The sequence below is a fragment of the Myxococcus sp. MISCRS1 genome (assembly GCF_026626605.1).
Taxonomy (GTDB): Bacteria; Myxococcota; Myxococcia; order Myxococcales; family Myxococcaceae; genus Myxococcus; species Myxococcus fulvus.
The window spans coordinates 6316568-6338586 of sequence record NZ_JAPNKB010000001.1 but is presented as its reverse complement, the minus strand read 5'-3'; the positions used below and the strand labels follow the sequence as shown (position 1 = coordinate 6338586).

General features: G+C 70.4%; 19 protein-coding genes. 7 read left to right on the top strand and 12 right to left on the bottom strand.

All coding sequences use genetic code 11. The annotated features are described in order from the left end of the window. Positions 1-15: 15 nt before the first annotated feature. Complete coding sequence (locus tag OWM54_RS25200; RefSeq protein ID WP_267699145.1) at positions 16-1269, top strand: sterol desaturase family protein; 1254 nt, start codon at positions 16-18, stop codon at positions 1267-1269. Here OWM54_RS25200 and OWM54_RS25195 read toward each other — a convergent pair. Then, positions 1264-2112, bottom strand: a complete 849-nt coding sequence (locus tag OWM54_RS25195) for a hypothetical protein (RefSeq protein WP_267699144.1) — start codon at positions 2110-2112, stop codon at positions 1264-1266. The genes OWM54_RS25200 and OWM54_RS25195 overlap by 6 nt on opposite strands. Continuing rightward, positions 2109-4943 (bottom strand): TonB family protein, encoded by a 2835-nt coding sequence (locus tag OWM54_RS25190; RefSeq protein WP_267699143.1) that lies wholly within the window; start codon positions 4941-4943, stop codon positions 2109-2111. Before OWM54_RS25190 ends, OWM54_RS25195 begins: the two co-directional genes overlap by 4 nt. 113 nt (positions 4944-5056) lie before the next feature. On the opposite strand from OWM54_RS25190, the gene OWM54_RS25185 reads away from it, so the two are divergent. Then, positions 5057-5929 (top strand): hypothetical protein, encoded by an 873-nt coding sequence (locus tag OWM54_RS25185; RefSeq protein ID WP_267699142.1) that lies wholly within the window; start codon positions 5057-5059, stop codon positions 5927-5929. A 66-nt stretch (positions 5930-5995) separates the two neighbouring features. Beyond that, positions 5996-6589, top strand: coding sequence for a DUF2378 family protein (locus OWM54_RS25180; RefSeq protein ID WP_223749625.1), 594 nt, complete (start codon positions 5996-5998; stop codon positions 6587-6589). 58 nt (positions 6590-6647) lie between these two features. Here OWM54_RS25180 and trxA read toward each other — a convergent pair whose 3' ends face one another. The 6 genes from trxA to OWM54_RS25150 form a co-directional block, all read right to left on the bottom strand. Next, positions 6648-7028: a thioredoxin gene (gene trxA / locus OWM54_RS25175; RefSeq protein WP_141326991.1), complete on the bottom strand. Its 381-nt coding sequence runs from the start codon at positions 7026-7028 to the stop codon at positions 6648-6650. 40 nt (positions 7029-7068) lie between these two features. Beyond that, a complete protein-coding gene (locus OWM54_RS25170; protein WP_046716635.1) occupies positions 7069-7392 on the bottom strand; it encodes an FKBP-type peptidyl-prolyl cis-trans isomerase in 324 nt (107 codons plus the stop codon). 144 nt (positions 7393-7536) lie between these two features. Then, entirely contained in the window at positions 7537-8685 is a 1149-nt protein-coding gene (locus OWM54_RS25165; RefSeq protein ID WP_267699141.1) for an outer membrane protein, read from the bottom strand. Between the two features lie 152 nt (positions 8686-8837). Next, positions 8838-10730 (bottom strand): NAD(+) synthase, encoded by a 1893-nt coding sequence (nadE, locus tag OWM54_RS25160; RefSeq protein WP_267699140.1) that lies wholly within the window; start codon positions 10728-10730, stop codon positions 8838-8840. A gap of 93 nt (positions 10731-10823) precedes the next feature. Next, positions 10824-11483, bottom strand: coding sequence for an LON peptidase substrate-binding domain-containing protein (locus tag OWM54_RS25155; protein ID WP_223782831.1), 660 nt, complete (start codon positions 11481-11483; stop codon positions 10824-10826). A gap of 147 nt (positions 11484-11630) precedes the next feature. Continuing rightward, a complete protein-coding gene (locus OWM54_RS25150) occupies positions 11631-12266 on the bottom strand; it encodes a TetR/AcrR family transcriptional regulator (RefSeq protein WP_267701166.1) in 636 nt (211 codons plus the stop codon). A 75-nt stretch (positions 12267-12341) separates the two neighbouring features. On the opposite strand from OWM54_RS25150, the gene OWM54_RS25145 reads away from it, so the two are divergent. Further along, positions 12342-13577, top strand: a complete 1236-nt coding sequence (locus OWM54_RS25145) for a serine hydrolase domain-containing protein (protein ID WP_267699138.1) — start codon at positions 12342-12344, stop codon at positions 13575-13577. A 165-nt stretch (positions 13578-13742) separates the two neighbouring features. After that, positions 13743-15788: a PKD domain-containing protein gene (locus tag OWM54_RS25140; RefSeq protein ID WP_267699137.1), complete on the top strand. Its 2046-nt coding sequence runs from the start codon at positions 13743-13745 to the stop codon at positions 15786-15788. 25 nt (positions 15789-15813) lie between these two features. Here the strand turns inward: OWM54_RS25140 and OWM54_RS25135 are convergent, their stop codons facing one another. After that, on the bottom strand, positions 15814-18288 hold the full coding sequence (locus tag OWM54_RS25135) for an MASE1 domain-containing protein (RefSeq protein ID WP_267699136.1): 2475 nt from the start codon (positions 18286-18288) through the stop codon (positions 15814-15816). A gap of 193 nt (positions 18289-18481) precedes the next feature. On the opposite strand from OWM54_RS25135, the gene OWM54_RS25130 reads away from it, so the two are divergent. Beyond that, positions 18482-18703, top strand: coding sequence for a DUF5683 domain-containing protein (locus OWM54_RS25130; RefSeq protein WP_046716643.1), 222 nt, complete (start codon positions 18482-18484; stop codon positions 18701-18703). 64 nt (positions 18704-18767) lie between these two features. Here the strand turns inward: OWM54_RS25130 and OWM54_RS25125 are convergent, their stop codons facing one another. The 3 genes from OWM54_RS25125 to OWM54_RS25115 all read right to left on the bottom strand — a co-directional run bounded on the left by OWM54_RS25125 (position 18768) and on the right by OWM54_RS25115 (position 21104). After that, complete coding sequence (locus OWM54_RS25125) at positions 18768-19640, bottom strand: hypothetical protein (protein ID WP_267699134.1); 873 nt, start codon at positions 19638-19640, stop codon at positions 18768-18770. Positions 19641-19873: 233 nt separating this feature from the next. Continuing rightward, positions 19874-20428, bottom strand: a complete 555-nt coding sequence (locus OWM54_RS25120; protein WP_267699133.1) for a hypothetical protein — start codon at positions 20426-20428, stop codon at positions 19874-19876. 73 nt (positions 20429-20501) lie between these two features. Beyond that, entirely contained in the window at positions 20502-21104 is a 603-nt protein-coding gene (locus tag OWM54_RS25115; RefSeq protein ID WP_267699132.1) for a putative glycolipid-binding domain-containing protein, read from the bottom strand. Positions 21105-21249: 145 nt separating this feature from the next. Between OWM54_RS25115 and OWM54_RS25110 the strand changes: the two genes are divergently transcribed. Next, the gene (locus OWM54_RS25110) at positions 21250-22011 is read left to right on the top strand and encodes a helix-turn-helix transcriptional regulator (RefSeq protein ID WP_223749615.1); all 762 of its coding nucleotides are present in this window, start codon (positions 21250-21252) and stop codon (positions 22009-22011) included. The last annotated feature ends 8 nt before the right edge of the window (positions 22012-22019 follow it).

Below are 22019 nucleotides of genomic sequence, written 5' to 3'. Positions count from 1 at the left end.
CGTACACCCGAGGGCATGTCCATCAACGTCTACGCCATCGCCACGCCCTTCGTCATCGCGCTGGCGCTGGGCGAGTTCATCTACTGCGTGGCGAAGCGCAACGGCTATTACAGCTTCCAGGACTCCATCGCGAGCGTGGGCACCGCGGTCCTCAACCAGTGCGTCAACGTGGCCGTGGCGCTGATGGTGCTGCCCCTGTTCACGCTGCTGGGCGAGCTGTCCCTGTGGCGCATCGACAGCACCTCGCCGTGGGCGCTCGTCGGGCTCTTCCTGGGCGTCGACTTCCTCTTCTACTGGTTCCACCGCTTCGGGCACCGCACCAACATCGGCTGGGCCGCGCACTCGCCCCACCACTCCACCGAGGAGCTCAACTACGCGGTGGCCCTGCGCGCCAGCGTCACCCAGCGGCTGTTCTCGTTCCTGTTCTACTGGCCGCTCGTCGTCATCGGCTTCTCGCCGGAGGCCGTGCTCGCCATGGTGGCCTTCCACCTGGTGCTCCAGTTCATCCCCCACACCCGCGTCATCCCCAAGCTACCCCGGTGGATTGAGTCCTGGCTCAACACGCCGTCGCACCACCGCGTGCACCACGCGCGCAATGACGTCTACATCGACAAGAACTACGCGGGCTTCCTCATCATCTGGGACAAGATGTTCGGCACGTACCGGGAGGAGACGGAGGAGTGCTCCTACGGCGTCACCACGCCGCCCAACACGTGGGACCCCACCGTCATCAACTTCCAGTTCTGGGCGAAGCTGTGCAGCGACGCGGTGAAGACGCGCAACTGGTGGGACAAGCTGCGGCTGTGGGTGATGCCCACCGGCTGGCGCCCCGCGGACCTGCCGGCCCGGGTGGAGACCAAGTGGAACCAGACCGGCGTCGAGGTGAAGTTCCAGTCCACCGAGCTGCCCAACATCCGCGGCTACCTCGTCTTCCAGATGATTGCGTCGATGCCCTTCATGCTGCTGGTCAGCCACCACGCCTCGCCGCTGTCGGGCTGGCAGAAGCTGGTGCTCAGCGTCTTCTTCTGGGGCATGGCCACCGCGTGGGGCGGGATGATGGAGTCCAAGCGCTGGGGGCTGCCGCTGGAGATGGCGCGGGTGTTCGCCATGGGGGGCGCCGTGACGCTGTGGCTCGTCCAGGCGAACGCGCCCATGTCCTGGCGGGCGCTCACCGTGGGCTGGCTCGCGGTGACGCTGGTGTGGCTGAGCATCTCGCGAGTGAGCGGCCGGAGCGCGTCGCCCGTGCCCGGTGGCGCGAGCACCTCATGACGTGAAGCCCGGCTCCCACGCTCCCGAGAAGGCGGTGAAGCGCCGCACGTTGACGGACAACGCGCGGTGCACCTGGGTCTCGGCCGTCACGTCCACCGGGAGCCCCTCGGTGGACGGAGGGAGCCGGTCGAAGTGCGCGCCCTGGAACCACTGATGGGGGCGGACCTCCACGACGAAGAGGCCGTCGTCGTCCAGGTCCGCCTCGATGGGCACGAAGTCCACGCGCTGGAGCTCCACGGGCGGAGGGAAGTCGAGCGCGACGCGGAAGGGGACGCGCTGCTCGCCCCGGAAGGCCGTGCCCTCCATCAGCACGGAGTGCCCCTGCAGCGCCGCGCCCTCGTCGCCGAGTGCCCGAGAGGGCGGCTGGAGCAGCAGGGAGAACGAGCGCGCACGGCCCGCGATGCCGGGAGAGCGCCCGAGCACCCGCGCGTCACCCTGGGCGAGCAGGTCGAACACCACCTCGCGGTCCCACTCACCGAGCACCGTGCCTCCGGAGAAGAAGTCTCCGTCGTGCGCGTGGGCCGTGGGAAGGAGCACGTCCATCAACGAGCGGAGGACACCGCGCGCCTGTTGCTGGAGGGGGGACGCGTTCTCGAAGAGGTAGATGGGTCCCAGCACCATCCGCGCCGAGGTGAGCCGCACGCCCCAGCCCGTGTCCGTGGTGAACTCACCGAGCTGCGTGGCCTCGGGCGCGAGCGCGGTGCGCAGGCCCATGTGGAACACGATGCCGCGACCACCGGTGCCGGAGAGTCCACAGGCTGAGCCACCCGCCGCGAGGGCCGCGCCCAGGCCCAGCGTGAAGGCACGGCGGGACATGCCGCGAGGAAACACGGGCGAGCTCATGGAGAGTCCTCCTCGAAGTCCAGGTACAGCGTGAGGGTGCCGCGGAAGGTGCGCGGAGGCCCGGCGGTGAAGTGCCGCGTGGCGAGCAGCGAGGCGGGCGCATCCGCGCCACGGAAGTTGGAGACGTAGTTGAGCTCCGTCTCGCGCCAGCGCGTATCGAGCGCGTTCTCCACGGACACGCCGAACTCCACCCAGCTCCAGCGCGCGCGCGTGGCCACGTCGAAGAGGAAGACGGGCGCGCTGTAGCGGTCGAGCGGGAGCGGCCGAGGCCCCACCGCGCTGTGCCCCAACGCCACGTTCCAGCCCACGCGCTCACCCGCGAGCGTGACGTCGCCGCGCACCGACGCATCCAGTCGACCCAGCAGCGCCGGGATGTAGGGCATCACCGCGCCATCCCACAGCTTCCACGCGGACGCGCCGGGCGTGGGCAGCGTGGCGCGCGCCCAGGCGATGGAGGCCTGCACGTCCATCCACTCGCTCCACACGAAGCGGCCCGTGGCGAAGGCGCCCAGGCGCTGCGACGCGCCGATGGGTTGATTGCGGCCCAGGCGCTCGTCGAAGACGAAGTCCTGCGACACACGGGTGGCGAAGACAGCACCGCGTGCCTCCAGGGTGTACGGATGCCCCTCGCCCTCCAGCCGCCAGCCGAGCCCCGTCTCTCCCGAGGCCACCCGCGCATACGGCGCCAGCTCCGCGTCGGACAGCGCGGCCGCGTCACTGGAGCGCGCGCCGAGCCCCGCGCTCGTCATCCACGTGAGCCGGGGCGACAGCTTCACCTCCGCGCTGGCCCGGGGACTGGCGAAGAAGCCATAGGCATCCACGGACTCATCCGTGAGCCGGGGCCCGTCCCGGTCCACCGCGGGACGGTTCAGGTCCTCCACGCCGAACAGGAACGTGTCCAGCCGCAGGCCCGCGCGCAGCGTGAGCCAGGGACGGGGCGAGACACGCAGGGACGCGTAGCCACCCAGGTTCGTGGTGCGCACCTGGTTGTCGTAGAGCGTGGCGTAGGGCGCGCCGCCGCTGTCCCGCAGTCGCCGTGAGCGCGTGCGCACGTCGTCGTAGCGGGCCACGTAGCCCAGCTCCAGCGGACGCGCTTCCCCCAGCAACGTGAGCCCCGGGATGTACCGACCGCGCAGGCCCAGCGTGTTGCCGCGATAGAAGCCCTCCGCCGTGTCGCCTCGCTGGGACTGACCAACGGGCGGGGTGTCCTGCATGAAACCGGTGAAGTTGTCGCGGATGCGCGTCTGGCGCAGCACCACGTACCCCTGCTGCACCAGTCGGCCGCCGCGCTTCAGCCGAGACTGGAGCTCGGCGGAGACGATGTGGCGCTGGCTCGCGCCGCCCTGGTTCTCGTCGTAGAAGCAGAAGAACTGTGAGTCCGCGTCCGGCGCGCAGGGCAGCCGCGAGTCCACCACGTCCGTCTCGCGCACCACACCCGCGGAGGCGAAGCGCGCGCCATAGCTCGTGCCGAGCAACCGCAGCCGGGTGTCGTCACCGAGGAGCAGCTCCACCTGCGCCATGGCGCTCGCGTTGGCGAACGAGCGATTCGGCCCGAAGCCGTCGCCCTGACGCAGGAGCAGTCCCACGAAGGTGGCCTCGCTGGACTCGGGCGGGCCCCACACCAGCGCGAGCCGACGCGAGGCGAAGCTGCCATAGCTGACCGACGTGGTGAGCCCCCGGCGCTTCAGCCCGAGCTGGTACTCGACCGTGCCCGCCACGCCGAAGTCTCCCTGGGACGCGTCATAGGGACCTTCCGTCACTCGAAGCGCGTCCACCAGCTCCGGGATGATGAAGTACGTGTCCGCGTAGCCGTGGCCGTGCGCGTGGGAGACCTCGTTCAGGGGCACGCCGTTGAGGCGCATCTCCACGTCCTTGCCCTCGCCCGCGTCGAAGCCCCGGATGAACACCGTCTCCGCGTGTCCTTCGCCTCCGTGGTTCGCGAGCATCACGCCGGGCGCGAGCAACATCAGGTCGGAGGCGGAGTTGCGCGGCACGTCCGCGAGCTGCCCCACCTCGATGTGGAAGTCGCCCACCGCGACGGGCGGAGGCGCCGCGGCGACATCGCGGACGGTGGTGGAGAGGACCCGCTCGGAGGACTTCGTCTCCCTTGTGACGCCCTGCTCCCGTAACGAATCCGAACTCTCTGCGTCGTCCGAGGTTGAAGCGCCCGGAGCAGCGCCTGTTTGCGCCGATGACGCGATGCTCGTCGCCTCACCTGGCGATGCGCTACCAGCCGCCGCGCCTTGGGCCGAAGCTCCCCGCAACGAGCGGGACTCCGCCGCGGAACCGAGCTCATCGCTCGGCGATTCAGCCCCGGCCGCCGCGCTTCGAGCCGACGCCTCCCGCGAAGAGCGGGACGCCATCGAGGAGCCGAGTTCATCGCTCGGCGATTCACCGCCAGCCGCCGAACCATCCGACGTGGACCGGGCGCCCGTCGATTCGCTCCCTCGCGCCGGCACCGCCGTGGCGGCCATCGCCTCACCATGATGGTGCGCCCCCACGCCACCCGCCGCCTCCGGGACGAAGTGCACCGGCACATCCACCCGCACCTCGAGCGGCGCCTCACCCCGTCGCGCCGGCTGGAAGCGCCACCGCACCGCCGCCTCCATCGCCGCCCGGTCGAACACCCGCCCCGCCGAGGCCTGCACCTCCGCGCGCGACACCTCCCCCGCCTCGTCGATGGTCAGCCGCAACACCACCGTCGCCGGCCGCTCCAGCACCGGCGCATCCACGGGCATCGACGGCGGCGCCGCCTCCACCGGAACCGGCGGTGTGATGGGCACCTCCTCCAGCGCCCCCATCGCACACATCACCAGCATCGCAATCCACACGGCGAGGCCCTCACTCCTGGAACCGGCGGCACCCGCCACCGCGAACGTCGACCGCTCGCAGATACAACGAGCCCGCTTGAATCGCAACTTGGTTGCATATACATCCCGGGAACATGAAAACGAACCCGAGAGGTCTCCTGCTCTGCGTGCTCGCCCCCCTGCTGTTCGCGGGCTGCGACAACGTGGCCACCGGAGACGTGCACGTGACGATGAGCGGTGGGGACGGCACCCAGCGCGGCCTGCCGGACACCCTCTTCCAGGATGGCTGGTCCGTGCAGTTCACCAAGTACCTGGTGTCCCTGGGCGAGGTGCGCCTGACGTCCGCGTCCGGCGAGGTGCGCGAAAGCCCGCGCCACGTGCTGGTGGACGTGCAGAAGGGAGACATCCCGCTCACGGAGCTTTCGGGCCTGCCCGCGGGCCGCTGGGACGTGGGCTTCCGGGTCAGCCCTCCCCACGACGGCACCGAGCTGGCCGACGGACAGGTCTCCGCCGACGACCTGCACAGGATGCGCGAGCGCGGCTTCAGCTACTGGGTGGAGGGGCGCGCGGTGAAGTCCGGTGTGGGTGTGTTCGAATTCCGGATGGGCTTCCCCGTCGACGCGCGCATGGTGGACTGCATCAACGGGGTGGACGGCACCCAGGGCATCATCGTCCCCGAGGGCTCACGCGCGGACGTGGAGGTCACCATCCACGCCGAACACATGTTCTACGACAGGCTCGGGACCCACCGGGGCGTGCAGCTGCGCTTCGACGCCATCGCCGCGACGGCGACCGAGGGCAACCTCATCACTCCGGAGGGACTCGCCTCCCAGCTGCTCACCGACCTGCGAGGTCGGGACGGAGGCGAGCTGCGCGACGCGGCGGGTCAACCCGTGGTGTATCTGCCCGGCGCCCACGATGTGCGCACGCTGCAGCAATTCGTCACCCAGAGCATCGTCGACCAGGCCCACCTCAACGGCGGAGGGGTTTGCACGGTCGCCAAATGACGGAGCGACCCGCGGACGAGCCCGCCCCCCTGGACTTGGCCCACCGGGCGCCGCTAGGAAAGTGACATGGACTCTCCCGCGCACCTGCAAGCCCGCATGGCTCTCTGCCGTCCCGAACACCTGGTGCTCGACCTGTTCGTCCACTGTCTCAGGGAGAGCATCGCCAGGAGGATGGGCCAGTCGCTCGCCATCGCCGCCCAAGCGCCCATCCCCGCCGTCCCCGCGCGCGGCGCGCCCACCCACCGGCCCGCCAGCGACTACCTGGCGCTGCTGCACGAGGGCGCCCTGTCCGTGGGAGAGAAGCTGGGTGAGGACTACGCGGCCGCGGTGGAGCAGCTGTCCTTCACCGCCGCCTCCCACGTCTTCTCCGCCCCCGTGGGCGAGATGGTCATGGCCATCACCGGCGAGGACCCGCACCGCGGCCTGTCCGTGGGCTCGGGCCTGGCGGGCGCCACCAGCACCTTCGGCGAGCGCGAGTACGAGCGCGTCTCCGACACCACCGCGCGCCTGAGCTTCAAGGACGAGTTCTTCGGCCCCGCGTGGTGCAGCGGCCTGGTGCGCAGCGGCCTCTTGCAGACCAACCCCGAGCGCCGCTTCCGCGTCGAGCTGGAGTCGGGCGAGCCGCCCTACAAGGACTTCTCCCTGCTCATCCACTGGTGAGCCGCCCCACCTCACGCGAGCGGACGGACCTCCATCCGCTCGCGCGAAGCCAGGCCGCTCAGGCCTTGGGCGCTTCCTTGCCCCGGCGCTCCTCGATTTCCTTCTTCACCTGCGCCATGTCCAAGCCCCTCACCTGACGGACCAGGTCCTCCAGCGCGGCGGCCGGCAGCGCGCCCGCCTGCTCGAACAGGAGGATGCCGTCACGGAACACCATGAGGGTGGGAATGGAGCGGATTTCAAAGGCCCCGGAGAGCTCCGGCTGCGCCTCCGTGTCTATCTTCCCGAAGACGATGTCCGGGTGCTTGCCGGACGACGTCTCGAAGGTGGGCGCGAAGAGACGGCACGGGCCGCACCACGACGCCCACCAGTCCAGGATGACGATACCGTCCTTGCCGACGGTTTCCTTGAAGTTGTCCTTGGTGATTTCCACCGTCGCCATGACGGCCCTCGTTTCTCCCCGCCGTCAGCGGGGCATGACTTCAGCGGACGTCCAGCAGCTCCACCTCGAACACCAGGGTGGCGTTGGGCGGGATGACGCCGCCCGCGCCGCGCGAGCCGTAGCCCAGCTCCGGGGGAATGGTGAGCTTGCGCACGCCGCCCACCTTCATGCCCGCGACGCCCTGGTCCCAACCCTGGATGACCTGACCCGCGCCGAGACGGAACGTGAAGCCCTGGCCCCGGTCCCGGCTGCTGTCGAACTTCTTGCCGTCCGTCAGCGTCCCCACGTAGTGCACGGTGACCGACTTGCCGGCGGTGGCCTCCGTCCCGGTGCCCACCTTCGAATCCTCGACCTTCAGGCTCATTCCCTCTCCTGTTGCAGTGGAAGGTTTCACCTTAACCCGCGGGTGCCCCGCGCGCCGCACCTGAAAACACAGCGGCGCGGGCCCGTTGGCTACCGGGCACCGCGCCACTGACCACGCCCTGTGTGAAGGCGTCAGGACCGCCCCTCAGAAGGTACCACCCACGCTGACGGTGCCCTGGTAGCTGCCGCCCCCGTCGAAGTCACCGCCACCGGAGTCGATGCCCGGAGCGAAGTCCTTGTCGAAGAGGAAGTTGTAGTTGGCGCGCGCGTCCACGGTGAAGTTGCCCACGTGGCCTCGCAGCCCCACGCCGGCCGGCACGTTGCCCACGGTGTCATCCTTGTAGCCCAGCGACTGGCCGCCTCGGAAGTTGTAGTCGCTGATGCCGATGCCACCCAGCACGTACGGCTGCCACGGGGTGGGCGTCAGCCCGAGCGTCGCCACCGCCTGACCGCCGTTGCGCACCAGGTCCGGACCGTCCGTGTCCACCTCGCCGCGCTTGGAGTCGATGTTGTTGAGCGCGCCGGTGTAGCCCAGCTCGATGCCGAACACCTTCGAGGGCCGGATGGCGGCCGTCACACCCGCCGTGGGGCCCGGGTTGAGCTGCGGAGCCAGCGCGCCGGTGTAGCCCTCCACACCGCCGTTGAGCAGCAGGCTCAGCCCTTTCATGTCGTGCTTGTCCTTCTTCTTCACCTCGAGCGGCTCGATGGGCTCGGCCGATTCCGCCGAGGGCCGATAGTCCGCCGGCGGAGGCGCCGCGACGCCGCTCCCACCGAAGGCGTCCTGCTCGGGCGCCGGATAGGACTCCGACTGCGGCTCCACCGGAGCCCCCGCCTCGGGACGAGGCTGCGGCGCGGATGGAGCGGGGGCCGGAGCTGGCACGCTCTGGATGCCCTGCTGCTGGCTGTCGAAGCCGCTGCCACCCGTGCCCTGCTGCTGCGAGTCCACGGGCTCACAGCGCAGCGGCATGTTCAGGCGCAGCTCGCCCTGTGCGGGCGGCAGGGCCTGGCTGCTCCCACTGGAGGAGTCATCCTGCCCGCTCGTTCCACTGCCACCGATGCCCGAGTCGTCGTCCACGCCCATGGAGTCGGGTACCGGCTCGGTCTCGATGATGATGTCTTCCTCCTGCAGCACGTCCGAGCTGCCCGAAGAGGTGTCCTGCGACTGGGCCAACAACACGCCTTGCCCCTGGCGCTCCGTGCTCGCCTGGGGCGGCGGGCAATCGCCATCCGAAGCCAAGGCCGAGGTGCCGTACATGAGCGCCCCGATGGCGCCAGCCAGAATCTTCGCTTTCATCCAACCCTCCGTCGTCGAGTGGCTGACATGAAGGTTGTTTCCGGGGCGACATCCGGCAAGGAGCACAAGGGTGGAGATCACCCCAGCGCGCCCCCACGCCCAGCAAGCGGGCGGACGTGGGGCACGGGCAACACGGTGGCGCGTTCAGTGGCTCACTTCGCGCGCAGCCACTCGGAGCCGGTGACGACGGGCAGCTGCAGCGCGCGCTCGCGGTCCAGGTCCAGGTTGCCGATGTGCAGCGACAGCGGGGACTGGACCCACTTGTAGATGGACTGGTTGAACAGCCGCACGAACTTGTCCACGTGGCCCGCAAGCCGCGTCGCGTCCACCTCCGGGAACATGGCCGTGAGCGCCTGGAGCATCTCCGCGGGCGTGAGCTTCTCCGCGGCGAACAGGTAGAAGCACGCGTCCAGGATGGGGAAGGGCATCAGCTCCTCCTCGCCCACCTGGTTGTGCGCCAGCTCTGGCCCCGCGGGCTTGGCGAGCACCTTGCGGATGCCCTCGTGGCCGGTGGTCTCCTGGAGGTAGTCCAGCAGGTACATCACCACCGTCTTGGGCACGTTGGAGATGACGGCGAGCGCGCCCATCAGGTCTCCGCCGATGGTGGTGTAGCCCACGGACTTCTCGCTCATGTTGCCCGTCTGCAGGAACAGGCCGCCGCAGGAGTTGCTCCAGTTCCACATGCGCTGGGCGCGCAGGCGGGCCTGGATGTTCTGCTCGGTGATGGCGGTGACGGGGGCGCCGCCCAGCATCGTCTCCGCCACGGCGCGCTCGCGCTCGAAGGCCTCGTCGATGGAGACGACCTGGAAGGCCACGCCCAGCTCGCGCGCAATCGTCTCTGCCGCCTCGCGCGTGGAGTCGCTGGAGAAGCGGCTGGGCATGTAGAACGCCTGGATGAGCGAGCCGGGGTTGTCCGGCCGCGCGCGCTTCGCGTAGCGGTGGGCGATGAGCAGCGTGAGCAGCGAATCGCGTCCGCCCGACAGCGCGATGCCCAGCACCTTGAAGGCGCGCGTCTTCTCGAAGTAGTCGCCCACGCCCAGCGCGAGCGCGTCCAGGATGTCCTCGCACAAGGCCTCGCGCGCGGGGCAGCGCTTGTCGGGGGCGGGCAGGAAGAAGCTCCTGTGCGGCGGCACCGGATACGTGAGCGCCTCGCGCCGCGTGGCCACCGTCTTGGTGCAGTCGAGCACCGGCACGCTCTTGCCACCGGAGGACAGCCACGACTCGCGGTCCACGCGCCAGGTGGTGGCCTCGCCCCTCAGGCGCAGGGTGCGGTCCAGGTCGACGACGGCCGCCGCGTAGCCCTCCTGGAAGCGCGGCGTCTCCATGACGTGGCGACCGTTCTGGTTGAGGAAGCCGCCGCCGTCGAAGATGAGCCCGTCGTTGCTGCCCACCGCGTTGCAGTAGGCGATGGTGCACTGGTGGTCCGCGGCGCGCGTGGCGATGAGCTCGCGGCGCGTCTCCACGAAGCCCAGCCGGAACGGGGACGCGGACAGGTTGATGACCAGCTCCGCGCCCGAGTACGTGCGCCGGCGCATGGGGCCATCCGCGCTCCAGATGTCCTCGCAGACCTCCGGCGCGATGAGGCCGAAGTCGAACTGGAACAGGTAGTCGCCCAGGGGCACGCCCCGGTACACCTCCGCCATGCCCGGCTGGCCGCGGCCGAACGTGCGCGCCTCATAGAAGACGCTGTACGTGGGCAGCTTCTCCTTGGGCACCAGGCCCAGCACCCGCCCTCCGGCCACCACCGCGGCGCAGTTGAGCCGCTGGCCCTGCAGCGCCACGCCCACGCCCACCAGGAACACCGTGGGCAGCGACGCCGTCTGGTTCGCGAAGCGCTCCAGCTCCGGCCACTGCCGGTCGATGAAGCCCTGCCACTGCACCATGTCCTCGGCCGGGTAGCCGGCGATGAGCTGCTCCTGGAAGACGCCCACGGTGACGCCGTCCTCGGCCATCCGCTTCGCCAGTGCCAGGGCCCTGTCCGTGTTGCGGACGAAGGCTCCGACGACGGTGTTGACGCTGGCGATGCCGACTTTCACGAGCCGCATGGTTCCCCACTCCCCTTTCGTTCCCGACGAGGGGCCCAGCAATGCCTGGAGCGACGCGCAAGGCAAGCCCCGCGACGGGGGGCCCGGGGTGCTTCAGTTCAGTGGGCCGGAGGGCCGCACGGGCTGGAGCCGGGCGATGAGCTCACCCACGTCCGCGAGCACCGCCTCCAGCCGGCGCTTCACGTCCAGCTCGACGAGCAGCTGCTGGCGCCGCTCGGCCTCCGGGATGATGGCCGAGGCCACCACGTCCGCGAGCATCCCTCCGCCCGCGCGCGCCGCCACCGGCAGCAGGCTCTCCGCGAAGGTGGGCGGCACGCGCCCGGCCAGCTCGAAGACGGCCTGTCGCAGCCGCTCCTCCTCGGGCCCCTGGTAGGGGTGGTCCGCGAGCACCTGCGCGCGCACCTCGCGGTAGGACTTGTCCCCCGACAGCTCGGAGATCATCCGGATGCGGCTGACGCCCTGCAGGAGGATGTTGTAGCGGCCCTCCTCCACCTGCTCGTCCCAGGCGATGACGCCCGCGCACATGATGGGCTGCATGGGGGGACGCCCCTCGTAGTTGCCCTCCCAGCCCGTCTCCAGCTGGGCCAGCGCCACCACGCGGTCCCCCGCGAGCGCGTCACGCACCATGTCCCGGTAGCGCGGCTCGAAGATGTGCAGGGGGATGAGGGTGTGGGGGAAGAGCACCGCCGACGGCAGCGGAAACACCTTCAGCGCGCGGGCGGCGGCGGTCTCGACGCGTTCTTGGGCGGTCATGTCGGGCATCCTTACCCGTGTTGATAAGCCTCCCGGACGCCCGTCGCACCGCAAACCCGCGCGGCATGGGGGAGGTGGGACAAGGAGCGGCGCAACCGGCCGGATTCGCAGGGACTTTCCGGCCCGAAAGGGCGGTGTTCCCCCGGGTCAGCGCGCGCGAGGCCGGCTGGCCGGAGGGCTCCAGGCCCGCATCGCCACCTCCACCAGCCCGAGCAATTCCGCCTCGCTCGCGCCGTCCTGGGCCTGCACGGACATGCCCTGGATGATGGCGCCGTGGTAGCGGGCCATGGCCTCCGCGTCCGTGCCCGCGGGCAGCTCCCCCTTGGCGATGGCGCGCTGGATGTGCTCGCGGAACACGCCCACCGCGCGGGTGCGCAGGCTCGCGACGAAGTCCGCCACCGGCTGGTGCTCCTCCGCGCAGCGCAGGAGCGCCGTGGAAATCATGCAGCCGGGAGGCTGCTTGCGGCGCGTGAAGTGATGGGCCGTCTCGCGCAGCAGTCGCTCGACGGCGGCCCTCACGGTGGGCTCCTCGGTGAACACATTCCAGGTGTAGGCGCCCGGGCCCTGCTGGTAGCGCTCCAGCACCCGCCGGTACAGGCCCTCCTTGGAGCCGAACGCGGCGTAGAGGCTGGGCGCGGTGAGCCCCATGGCCTGGGTGAGCTGCGCCACGGACGCGCCCTCGTAGCCCAGCCGCCAGAACACCTCCAGCGCCCGGTCCACGGCCTTCGTCTCGTCGAACTCCCGGGGCCGACCTCGGGGTCGGGGGGACAGGTCCTTTTTCATAACGCTCACTATTGAAATCGTGGGAGGCGAGTCCTATTTAAATAACACCCGCTACATAAAAAGGAGTCCCGACCCATGAATCCTGCCATCGCCAGCCTGCTGGTGGCTGCCAGCCTTGGTGTGTCCTCCGCTGCTCCCAAGTCCACCGCGGCCCCGACGGCCACCGGCCCGGCCGCGGTGGCCCGCAACCTGGATGCGGTCATCGACCAGGCCCTGGCCGAGCAGCGCATCGTCGGCACGGTGGTCACCGTGCTCCGCGATGGAAAGGTCGTCTACCGCCGCGCCGCGGGCTTCGCCGACCGGGAGGCGAAGCACCCCATGCGCGAGGACAGCGTGTTCCGGCTGGCGTCCATGACGAAGCCGCTCGTCTCGGTGGCGGCGCTGGCGCTGGTGGAGCAGGGGAAGCTGTCGCTGGAGGACCCCGTCACGAAGTGGCTGCCTGACTTCCGGCCGAAGCTGTCGGATGGCCGCGAGCCGGTCATCACGGTGAAGCACCTGCTGACGCACACCTCGGGGCTGACGTACGGCTTCCAGCCGCAGAGCGAGGCCGCCCATGAGAAGGCGGGCGTCTCCGACGGGCTGGACGAGGTGGCTGGGCTCACGTTGGAGGAGAACCTGCGCAGGCTCGCGACGGTGCCGCTGTCTTCCGAGCCGGGGCAGCGCTGGAACTACTCGCTGTCGACGGACGTGCTCGGCGCCGTGGTCTCTCGCGCCGCGGGGGCGCCGCTGCCGGAGGCCGTGGCGAAGCTCGTCACGAGGCCCCTGGGCTTGAAGGACACGTCCTTCCGGGCGGGCGATGCCTCGCGGCTGGTGGCGGCGTACGCGGACGGCAAGCCCACGCCGACGCGCATGGGCAGGACGCAGGACGTGCCGCTCTGGGGCGGAAAGGTCCGCTTCTCACCGGGACGGGCGCTGAGCGCGGAGGCGTACGCCTCGGGCGGCGCGGGCATGGTGGGGACGGCGGCGGACTACGTGAAGTTCCTGGAGGCGCTGCGCAAGGGCGGCGCGCCGGTGCTGAAGAAGGCCAGCGTGGACAAGCTCGGCGCGGTGCACGTGGGGGCGGAGTCGCAGACGCAGGGACCGGGCTGGGGCTGGGGGCTCATCTCCGCGGTGCTGGCGGACGCGGAGCTGGCGCAGGGTGAGCAGGCGCAGGGCACGTGGCAGTGGGGCGGCGCGTACGGACACAACTGGTTCGTGGACCCGCGCAGCGGCGTCACCGTGGTGACGCTGACCAACACCGCGTTCGAGGGCATGTCGGGCGCGTTCCCCGGCGCCGTGCGTGACGCCGTCTACGCGGGGCTGAAGCCGTAGTCCGGCGCCTCGAAGGGCCTCATCCGCATCGCCTGGGCTGGGTGACTGCTATCGACATCTACATGTTTCTGTATCGCTGAAACTTCAGCATCCAGCCTACCCGTGTACTTGGAGTGCACTCCTGGACTAGAACTTGTTTTGCTGTTCTGTCCGGGAGATTTCGCCTTGAACAAGTCCTTCATCCTGCTGGGGAGCTGTGTCGGCGCCCTGGCGCTGAGCGGTTGCGACCCGACGCCCCAGGCGCCCATCGAGGAGTCCTCGCGGTCGGCGTCACTGGAGACGCTGGTCAACGTCACGTTGAACAAGCCGGCGACGGCATCGCAATACCAGACGGACCCCTACGTCTTCCTCCCGCAGTACGCGGTGGACGGGAACATCACCTCGGATGACTCGCGCTGGTGCACCGGTGAGTACTTCACCTCGCAGCGGTATCTCGACGTGGACCTGCAGGGGACGTTCGACCTCCACCGGATGGAGGTCTACACGGGCTACCAGGGCGACAGGGCCATCTCGAGCTTCGCGCTCCAGTACCACGACGGGACGAGCTGGCAGCCCATCCCTGGCTCGACGGTGACGGGCAACCCGGCCACGGGCGTCGCCGTGTCCCGGACCTTCACGCAGGTGGTGCGGGGCCAGAAGGTCCGCTTCCTGTGCAACGAGCCCGCGGGCTCGAACTGCCGCGTGAAGGAGCTCTGGGTGTTCGGCGCGCCCGCCACGCCCGGGGTGAACCAGCCGCCCGTGGCCAACGCGGGCGCGGACCGCACGGTGGTGCTGCCCAACGCGGGCATCACGCTGACCGGCTCCGCCACCGACTCAGATGGCAGCATCGCGTCCTATGCGTGGGCGCAGGTGAGCGGCCCCACCGCCTCGCTGAGCGGCGCCAACACGCCGTCCCTGTCCGTCAGCGCGCTCGCGGCCGGCACGCTCGTCTTCCGCCTCACCGTGACGGATGACGATGGCGCCACGCACTCGGACGATGTCACCGTGACGGTGAGCAACCCCACCACCACGCTGACGAACGTGGCGAAGAACAAGCCCGCCACCGCCCTGTCCACCGACGGAGCGAACGTCCCAGCTCGCGTCACCGACGACAACCTGTCCACCTTCTGGAAGTCCGGCTGGACGACCCAGCGGGGCACGCACCTGGACATCGACCTCCAGGGCAGCTTCCTCATCCACGGCGTGGAGCTGCACTCGTCCTTCTACGTCGACTCCCCGGAGGCCCTCGTCAACTTCGACCTGCTGGCGTGGGACGGCGGCTGCTGGAAGCCCATCCCCGGCGGCTCCGTGCGCAACAACCCCAAGACGACGACCGTGAAGACGGTGACCTTCACCATGCCCGTGGTCGCCTCCAAGGTCCGCCTCCTGTGGCTCGAATACAGAGACCCGGCCACCGGCCTGGGCCCCAGCAACGCCCACGTGCGCGAGCTGCGCGTGATGGGCCATCCCACCACGCCCACCACCGGTCCGCTGTCGTGCACGGCCGGTGAGCAGATCGCCGTGCAGGACGCCCGCTACTCCTACGCGCTCTTCCTCCCCGCCGGATACAACGCGGACCGCAACACCCGCTGGCCCATCGTCTTCTCGCTCCCGGGCACCGGCGGCGTGATGCTGACCAACGACCACCAGGCGGTGAACACCAACGCGGAAGGGCTCGCCTGGAACCTGCGCGACGCCACCTACCGCGCGGGCTTCGGTGCCATCGCCGTGTCCATGCACTATTGGACCAACGGCCGTGTCAGTGGAGAGAACGCCTACTTCAACGTCAGCAGCCTGATGGCGCTGCTTGGCGAGCTGAAGCGCGACCTCCTGGTCGACGCGGACCGCGTCTACTTCGCGGGCTTCAGCGGCGGCGCCAACGTCCTCTACGAGTCCACCGGGCTCGCCAGCTACATGGACCGCGTCTCGGCCTTCGTCCCCCTCGCCGTCACCAATTATCCTGTCTCCGCCAACACGACCAACCTCTGCAACCTGCGCACGCTGCCCATCTGGCCGTTCCATGGCGGCTCGGACACCATGGGCGCCGCGTCCCAATCCACCGCGCTCAAGACGAAGCTGGAGACGCAGTGCGGAGGCACCACCAGCGCCATGCACGCCATCACCACCTACCCGGGCGTGGGGCACTCCAACACCGTGTGGCAGAACGCCTTCGCGGACCCGGCGCTCTGGACCTGGCTCTTCCAGCAGCGCATCAGCACCCGTCAGCCGTGACACACTCCGCCGGGTGGCGCCGTCCTCAGTGACGCGCGCCGCCCGCGCGGGCCACCACCGGCTCGCGCTCGTCCTCGTCTCGCGAGTCGAGCGCGGCCAGCGCGGCGTCCACCGACGCCATCAGCACCTCGGGCCGGACGGGCTTCTCCAGCACCAGGTTCTGCACCGTCTCGATGAAGCCGCGCGTCTCCGCGGTGTAGGCCCCGCCGGAGATGAACACCACGCGCTCAATCAACTCCGGCGCCATCACCCCCAGGCGCCGGAAGAGCGCCGCGCCGTCGATCTCCGGCATCTGCAAATCACACAGGATGACGTCGAAGCGGTTCCCCGCCGCCACCAGCGCGAGCGCATCCTGGCCGCGCGTCGCCGTGACGACGTCGTGGTAGGGCTCCAGCAGCAGCCGCATCGACTGCGCCAGCCGGGGCTCGTCGTCCACCACCAGCACCCGCCCCCGCCTGCCCGTCAAGGGCATGGGCACCTTGCTCCGGGGCACCGGGCGCGGCGGCACCTCCACCTGCACCGGCGCCGCCGGCAGGTACATGGTGAAGACGCTGCCCTTGCCCTCCTCGCTGCGCACCTCCAGGTCGCCCCCGTGCGTGCGGACGATCTGCTGGCAGATGGCGAGCCCCAGCCCGGTCCCCTCTCCCGAGGGCTTGGTGGTGAAGAAGGGCTCGAAGATGCGCGACATCACCTGCGGGGCGATGCCCACGCCCGTGTCCACCACGTCCACGCGGGCCCGGCCCGTCACGTCCGTGCTGGTGCGCACGCGCACCTCGTGGAGGCTCGGGTTGCCCTCGGGCACCGCCTGCATCGCGTTGACCAGCAGGTTGAGCAGCACCTGCCCCAGTCGCGCCTCGCTGCCCAGCACCTTGGGCACCGGGCCGAACTCCTCCACCAGCCGCGCGCGGTGGCGCAGCGCATGGCTGATGATGCGCACCGCCGGAGGCACCAGCGCGTTGAGGTCCACCAGCGAGCGCTCCTGGTCCCCCTGCCGGCTGAACACCTGGAGGTCGCGGACGATGAGGCGGATGCGCTCGGCGCCCTCCAGCGCGCCGCGCACGCTGGCCTGCACGTCCCGCATCGCCATCATCCCGTTCTCCGACAGCGCGCGAGAGGCGGACTCCAGGTTCAGCACCAGGTAGGCCAGCGGGTTGTTGATTTCATGCCCCACGCCCGCCGCGAGCGTCCCCACCGCGGCCACGCGCTCGGCCGCCACCAGCCGCGCCTGCAGCTCCTTGGTCGCGGTGATGTCGCGATGGGTGGCCACGAAGTGGGACACGTCCCCGCCCGTCGCGCGCACCGGCGACAGCAGCACCTCCGTGGACACGATGCGGCCATCCCGGCGCGGCACCGTCACCTCGACGCAGAGGGACTCGCCCGCCTGGAGCGCCGAGTGCACGCGCTGCGTGAGCCGGGGGTCCTGGTCGCCATAGAGCAGGCACGGGTCCTGGTCCACCATCTCCTCGGGAGGCCGGCCCAGGAGCATGCTCAGCGCCTCGTTGGCGAAGACGGTGCGCAGCCGGCCGGGCCCCACCACCTCCGCGATGAAGACGCCCTCGTGCACGCCGCGCACCGTGGTGGCGAGCAGCTGCAGCCGCTCCACCGCGCGCCGCCGCTCCTCGCTCGCCGCCGCCAGGAGTTGGCCCGTCACCGCGTTGATGACGATGAAGAGCTGGAGCACGAGCAGGTCCTGCGCCACGTTGCCCGAGGAGAACGGCCCCTGTCCGCGCACCGTGCCGACGATGGCCACCGCCGAGATGGCCAGCGTCGCCAGCGCCGCGCCGCGCGGTCCGAAGCGCAGCGCCGCCAGCGCGGAGATGGGGAACAAGAGGAAGCTGGCCGCGTGCGCGAGCCCCGGCTGCGAGTTCCGGAAGAGGAAGATGCCCACGCCCAGCACCGTCGTGAGCCCGGAGAGCGCCAGCGCCTCGCCCAGGCGGGCGGGCCATGCGGGGCGGCTGAGCACGAGCAGCGGCGGCGCCACCACGAGCACGCCCATCATGTCCCCCACCCACCACACCCAGACGGCGTGGCCCATCTGCTCCCACGGCAGCACGCCGCCCCAGAACAGGCACAGCGGCCCGACGAGCGAGCTGACCCCGGTGCACACCGCGCCCGCGCCCACGCACAGGACGACCACGTCGCGGATGCGTGACAGGTCCGCGTCCATGCGCAGCCGCCGCGTCAGGAGCGCGCCGAGCACCATCGCCAGCGTGTTGCCCGTGGCCACGCCCAGCACCACCGCCGGGGGCGCTCCCGTCGACAGGGTCGCCAGACATGCGCCCAGGAAGACGCCCGGCCACAGCACGGGTCCACGCAGCACCAGTGCGGCCAGCGCGACACCGGTGGGGGGCCACACGGGGCTGACATTTCCACCCACGGTGGCCAGGGAGAGGCCCAGCCGAGCGACGGCGAGGTACACGCCGGCCAGGACCAGCATCTCGACGAGATGCCGCCCGCGAAGCGCGCGCGCGCTGGCTCGAAGCAGCCCGATGATGACCATCCCCCCGGAAAGCCCGTCCGCCGACCCGACGGGTTCACAAAGTGGGACCATGGTAGCGGGCTGGGAACGGTATTGCACCTTCCCCTCGCCGCGCAGGGCAGCCAAGCGTCCAGGAGCCGATAGGTGGGATGCCCCTCCGGATGCAATCGCTCCGGCCGGCGCGCGTAGGGAAGAACAAGGAGGTACCAAGACGATGTCGCGTCCCGGAATCGCAGCCCTGTTGTCCTTCCTCATCCCAGGCGTCGGGCAGATCTACAACGGGGACATCCTGCGCGGTGTCTTCTGGCTCATCATCACCCCCGGCTTCTGGATTGGCACCGGCGGATGTCTCGGCTGGGTGTGCCACATCATCGCCGCGGCCACGGCCTACAACCGCGCGGAGGACAAGGAGAAGTACCGCGTCACCGTCGTCTGAACGGCGTGAGATGCGGGCTCGCGCGGGTCGGTCCAGGGGGAGGGCCGACCCGCGTTTCTTTTCGTCAGGACAGCAGCAGCAGGATGAACAGCGGAATCGCGCCGACGAGCAGCCCCACGCCGAGCGCCAGAACCTGCTGCACGAGGAACAGGTCCTCCAGCCGCTCCACGAGCGCGACCTGCAGCCGCTCGATGGCCAGCGACTCCAGTTCCCGCACCGCCGTGGCGCCATCCGGCGAGGCGACCACCGCGCGCACGGCGATGGCGCCCAGCACCCGGTAGGACTGCTCCATGAAGAAGCGCTCCAGCCCACCCGGTCGCGAGGCGACGGTGGACGGCGCCGAGGGCTCGCTCGCGCGCTCGGCCACCGACTCCTTGACGGCTCGGAGCAGCTCCTTGCGGCTGAGCGTGCCCTTGCTCCGCAGGCGCCCGGCGAGCTGCCGCGCCGCGGGCTTGATGACCGCGTAGAGGTAGCCCAGCCAGCCGCGCTTCTCCGCCTCCTCGCCGAGCCGGGAGGCGCCGCCACGGAGCATCATCGCGTAGCCGCCCGTCACCGCGAGCGACAGGGGCATGAGCACCAGGCTCAGCATGTCCAGCCAGGGAGGCCCTCGCGCGCTCCCGAGCCAGAGCGGCGCCAGCACGAAGGCGAGCGCCAGCGCGAGGCCGACGCAACCGAAGATGAAGAACCCCTTGAGCGCGCCCCACAGCCCCGAGCCGAGGAGCGAGAACGTGACGCTCAGCACGGGCCACAGGTTCGAGAGGGCCGCGCTCACCGCGCTTCGACGTGGGCTCTTGGGAGCCGTCGCTGTCGGAGCGTCGCCGGGCGGCGCTTGCACGGCGACCAGCTCGTTCAATGGCGTCGCCACTTCGCCGGAGGGAGCGGCGCTCTGTTCGGTGGCCTCGGCTCGCGCGCCCTCCGTCTTCGTCGCGGTGCTCACGTCACCCACTCCCGGAGATGACGGCTCGTGCACTGCGGCTTCGCGGCGCATCGGACCCTCGCGAGCACGCCTCGTCCAACGGTCCACGCGGACCTGCGTCCGAGACGATGCTCCGCCAGCCCCCTCACCCCAGGCACGTGGCCCTGCTCCATCAAGCGATGCACCTCACGGCCCCATCGTAAAGGGTGGGGAGGGGCCGCGAAAGCCACCCGCCGTGAGGCGCCCCCTGCGACTCAGGTGCGATGGACGCGGCGACGCGCGTGCATCTCCTGCGTGAGCCGATAGGTGGCACCGCCGTCGTCCGACATGAAGCCCCGCCAGAGGAACGCGTCGTCGGTGACGGCGGTGAACATCCAGCGCAGCGGCTTGCCGTCCATATCCTTCCCCTCGATGTGGATTTCATCGCCGACGGGGCGACCAACGAGCGAGACGAGGTACCCCGCGGTGGCGCCCATCCACACGACACGCCAGGTGCCCTGCTCCGGGATGAAGTGCCGCAGCGATGTGCCGATGCGCCTCGCTCCCGCGGACGCATCGAGCCCCTCGGGGTTCGGATAGATGAGCACGTCCTGGATGACGCGTCCGTCCAGGACCCACGAGAAGGACCACTCGCCGGGCTGGCGGTAGGTCTGTCTCCCGGTGGCGTCGAAGAACGCGACGTCCACGTCCCAGGCGCCGATGAAGCGGCCGAACAAGGCGAGGGAATCCGCCAGCGCGGGCAAGGGTCCGTCCGCGCGCAGCAGCTCCAGCGCACGCTGCGAGAGCGGTGACTCGGGCTTCGACATCATGATGCACGTCTCCCATCAGGCACCGAAGTCGCTCGGCGCCCCTGTGAATGGCACTGCGTTGTCCGGGATGGACTCAGCGCGAAGCGGAGGACACGCGCACCCACGCGGGCGGATAGCGCGTCACCAGTCCGAGCTCATCCGTCTCCACCTCCGAGGTGAAGCGGCCACCGCCGCTCTCGTAGCGATAGCGCGTGGGGGACAGGCGCGTGTAGCGCTGCGGCAGCTTCTCGAGCGACAGGTCCGGCATGCGCACCCACGCCGCCGTCACGTCGCTGCCCTGCCCCACCTCCAGCGACAGCCTGCGGATGGGCAGCGTGTTCGTCGACGGAGAGAAGGCCAGGTCCACATCCGTGCAGCCCGCGAGCTGGACCACCTCCTCGCGACCTCGCCACCAGCGCAGCCCCTCATCCACGCGCAGGTCCAGCGTCCGCGAGACACCCGCCCCTCGCAGCGCGACGTGGACCTGTCGCGTCCGCCACCGTGAGTCGCTCTCCACGGAGTACTCCGCGAGGAAGGGCGTCCCCTCCCGTGAGAGCACCACCGAGCCCGCCAGGGCCCAGCCATCAGCGAGCTCGTGCAGCTCCGCGTATTCGCCGCAGGGCTCGTCTTCGCGCGTCCATTGCCAGGCACGGACGCAGCGGCGCGAGGACTTCGAGAGAAGGTCCAGGTAGGTCATGGGGTAGCCCGTGGAAGAGAGACCACCCTAGGGAACAGCGGCGGCGCCGTCTTACACATCCTTGCTCCCACTGTTCGCGAGCACACGCGCACCGGACCGCTTGCCCGCGCCTCGGGCGACGCGCCATGTTCACGACATGCCGCGCATGCACGCCTCGCTCCTGTACAGCGCGCCGGACCTCCAGCTCGCCCGCGTCACCTGCGACGGACACGACAGCCCCAGGCCCCGGGAGGAAGGCGTGGACAGCGAGCGGCTCGTCCTCGCGCTGCACGGGCGCTTCCAGTACCGCGATTCGCGGACGCGGGCCGTGGTGTCCCCTGGCGTCGGACTGAGGCTCGGTCCCCAGCGGCCCTGTGAAATCCGCCATCCCCATGGCGGCGGCGACGCCTGCCTGTCCGTGAGAGGAGCGTGGCTGCGTCGCTGGTCGCACCCGGACGCGTCGACGCTCGCCGTGAGCGCCGAGGCCTATGTGCGCCTCCAGTCCCTCCTCCGCGAGGACCCCGTGGAGCGCGTCCAGGTGGAGGAGGCCCTGGGCCTCATCCTCACGCCCGGCGAGCGAGGCTCCACCACCGTGAGCCCGCGCGAGCGCGACATCGCTCACGCCATCGCACACGAGGCCGCGCTTCACTTCGACACGCGGGTCTCCGTCGAGACCCTGGCCGCGAGCGCGGGCGTCTCCCCGTTCCACGCCTGCCGCGTCTTCCGCAAGGTGACGGGGACCGGCATCCACCAGCACCTCCAGGAGGTGCGGCTGCGACACGCGCTCGCCCTCCTGCTGGACACCCGGCTGCCGCTCGCGGACGTGGCGCTGGAGGCGGGCTTCGCCAACCAGGGCCACCTGGGCAACGCCTTCCGCCGTCGCTACGGACAGTCACCGGGCGCCGCGAGGAGGACCCGGTCCGTCTGAACGCGTGA

Coding starts and splice junctions, on each gene's coding strand:
- OWM54_RS25200 (WP_267699145.1), top strand. CDS start 16: ATGTCCATCAACGTCTACGCCATCGCCACGCCCTTCGTCATCGCGCTG.
- OWM54_RS25115 (WP_267699132.1), bottom strand. CDS start 21,104: ATGACCTACCTGGACCTTCTCTCGAAGTCCTCGCGCCGCTGCGTCCGT.
- OWM54_RS25195 (WP_267699144.1), bottom strand. CDS start 2,112: ATGAGCTCGCCCGTGTTTCCTCGCGGCATGTCCCGCCGTGCCTTCACG.
- OWM54_RS25185 (WP_267699142.1), top strand. CDS start 5,057: ATGAAAACGAACCCGAGAGGTCTCCTGCTCTGCGTGCTCGCCCCCCTG.
- OWM54_RS25170 (WP_046716635.1), bottom strand. CDS start 7,392: ATGAGCCTGAAGGTCGAGGATTCGAAGGTGGGCACCGGGACGGAGGCC.
- OWM54_RS25165 (WP_267699141.1), bottom strand. CDS start 8,685: ATGAAAGCGAAGATTCTGGCTGGCGCCATCGGGGCGCTCATGTACGGC.
- OWM54_RS25135 (WP_267699136.1), bottom strand. CDS start 18,288: ATGGTCATCATCGGGCTGCTTCGAGCCAGCGCGCGCGCGCTTCGCGGG.
- trxA (WP_141326991.1), bottom strand. CDS start 7,028: ATGGCGACGGTGGAAATCACCAAGGACAACTTCAAGGAAACCGTCGGC.
- nadE (WP_267699140.1), bottom strand. CDS start 10,730: ATGCGGCTCGTGAAAGTCGGCATCGCCAGCGTCAACACCGTCGTCGGA.
- OWM54_RS25150 (WP_267701166.1), bottom strand. CDS start 12,266: ATGAAAAAGGACCTGTCCCCCCGACCCCGAGGTCGGCCCCGGGAGTTC.
- OWM54_RS25120 (WP_267699133.1), bottom strand. CDS start 20,428: ATGATGTCGAAGCCCGAGTCACCGCTCTCGCAGCGTGCGCTGGAGCTG.
- OWM54_RS25155 (WP_223782831.1), bottom strand. CDS start 11,483: ATGACCGCCCAAGAACGCGTCGAGACCGCCGCCGCCCGCGCGCTGAAG.
- OWM54_RS25130 (WP_046716643.1), top strand. CDS start 18,482: ATGTCGCGTCCCGGAATCGCAGCCCTGTTGTCCTTCCTCATCCCAGGC.
- OWM54_RS25145 (WP_267699138.1), top strand. CDS start 12,342: ATGAATCCTGCCATCGCCAGCCTGCTGGTGGCTGCCAGCCTTGGTGTG.
- OWM54_RS25180 (WP_223749625.1), top strand. CDS start 5,996: ATGGACTCTCCCGCGCACCTGCAAGCCCGCATGGCTCTCTGCCGTCCC.
- OWM54_RS25110 (WP_223749615.1), top strand. CDS start 21,250: ATGCACGCCTCGCTCCTGTACAGCGCGCCGGACCTCCAGCTCGCCCGC.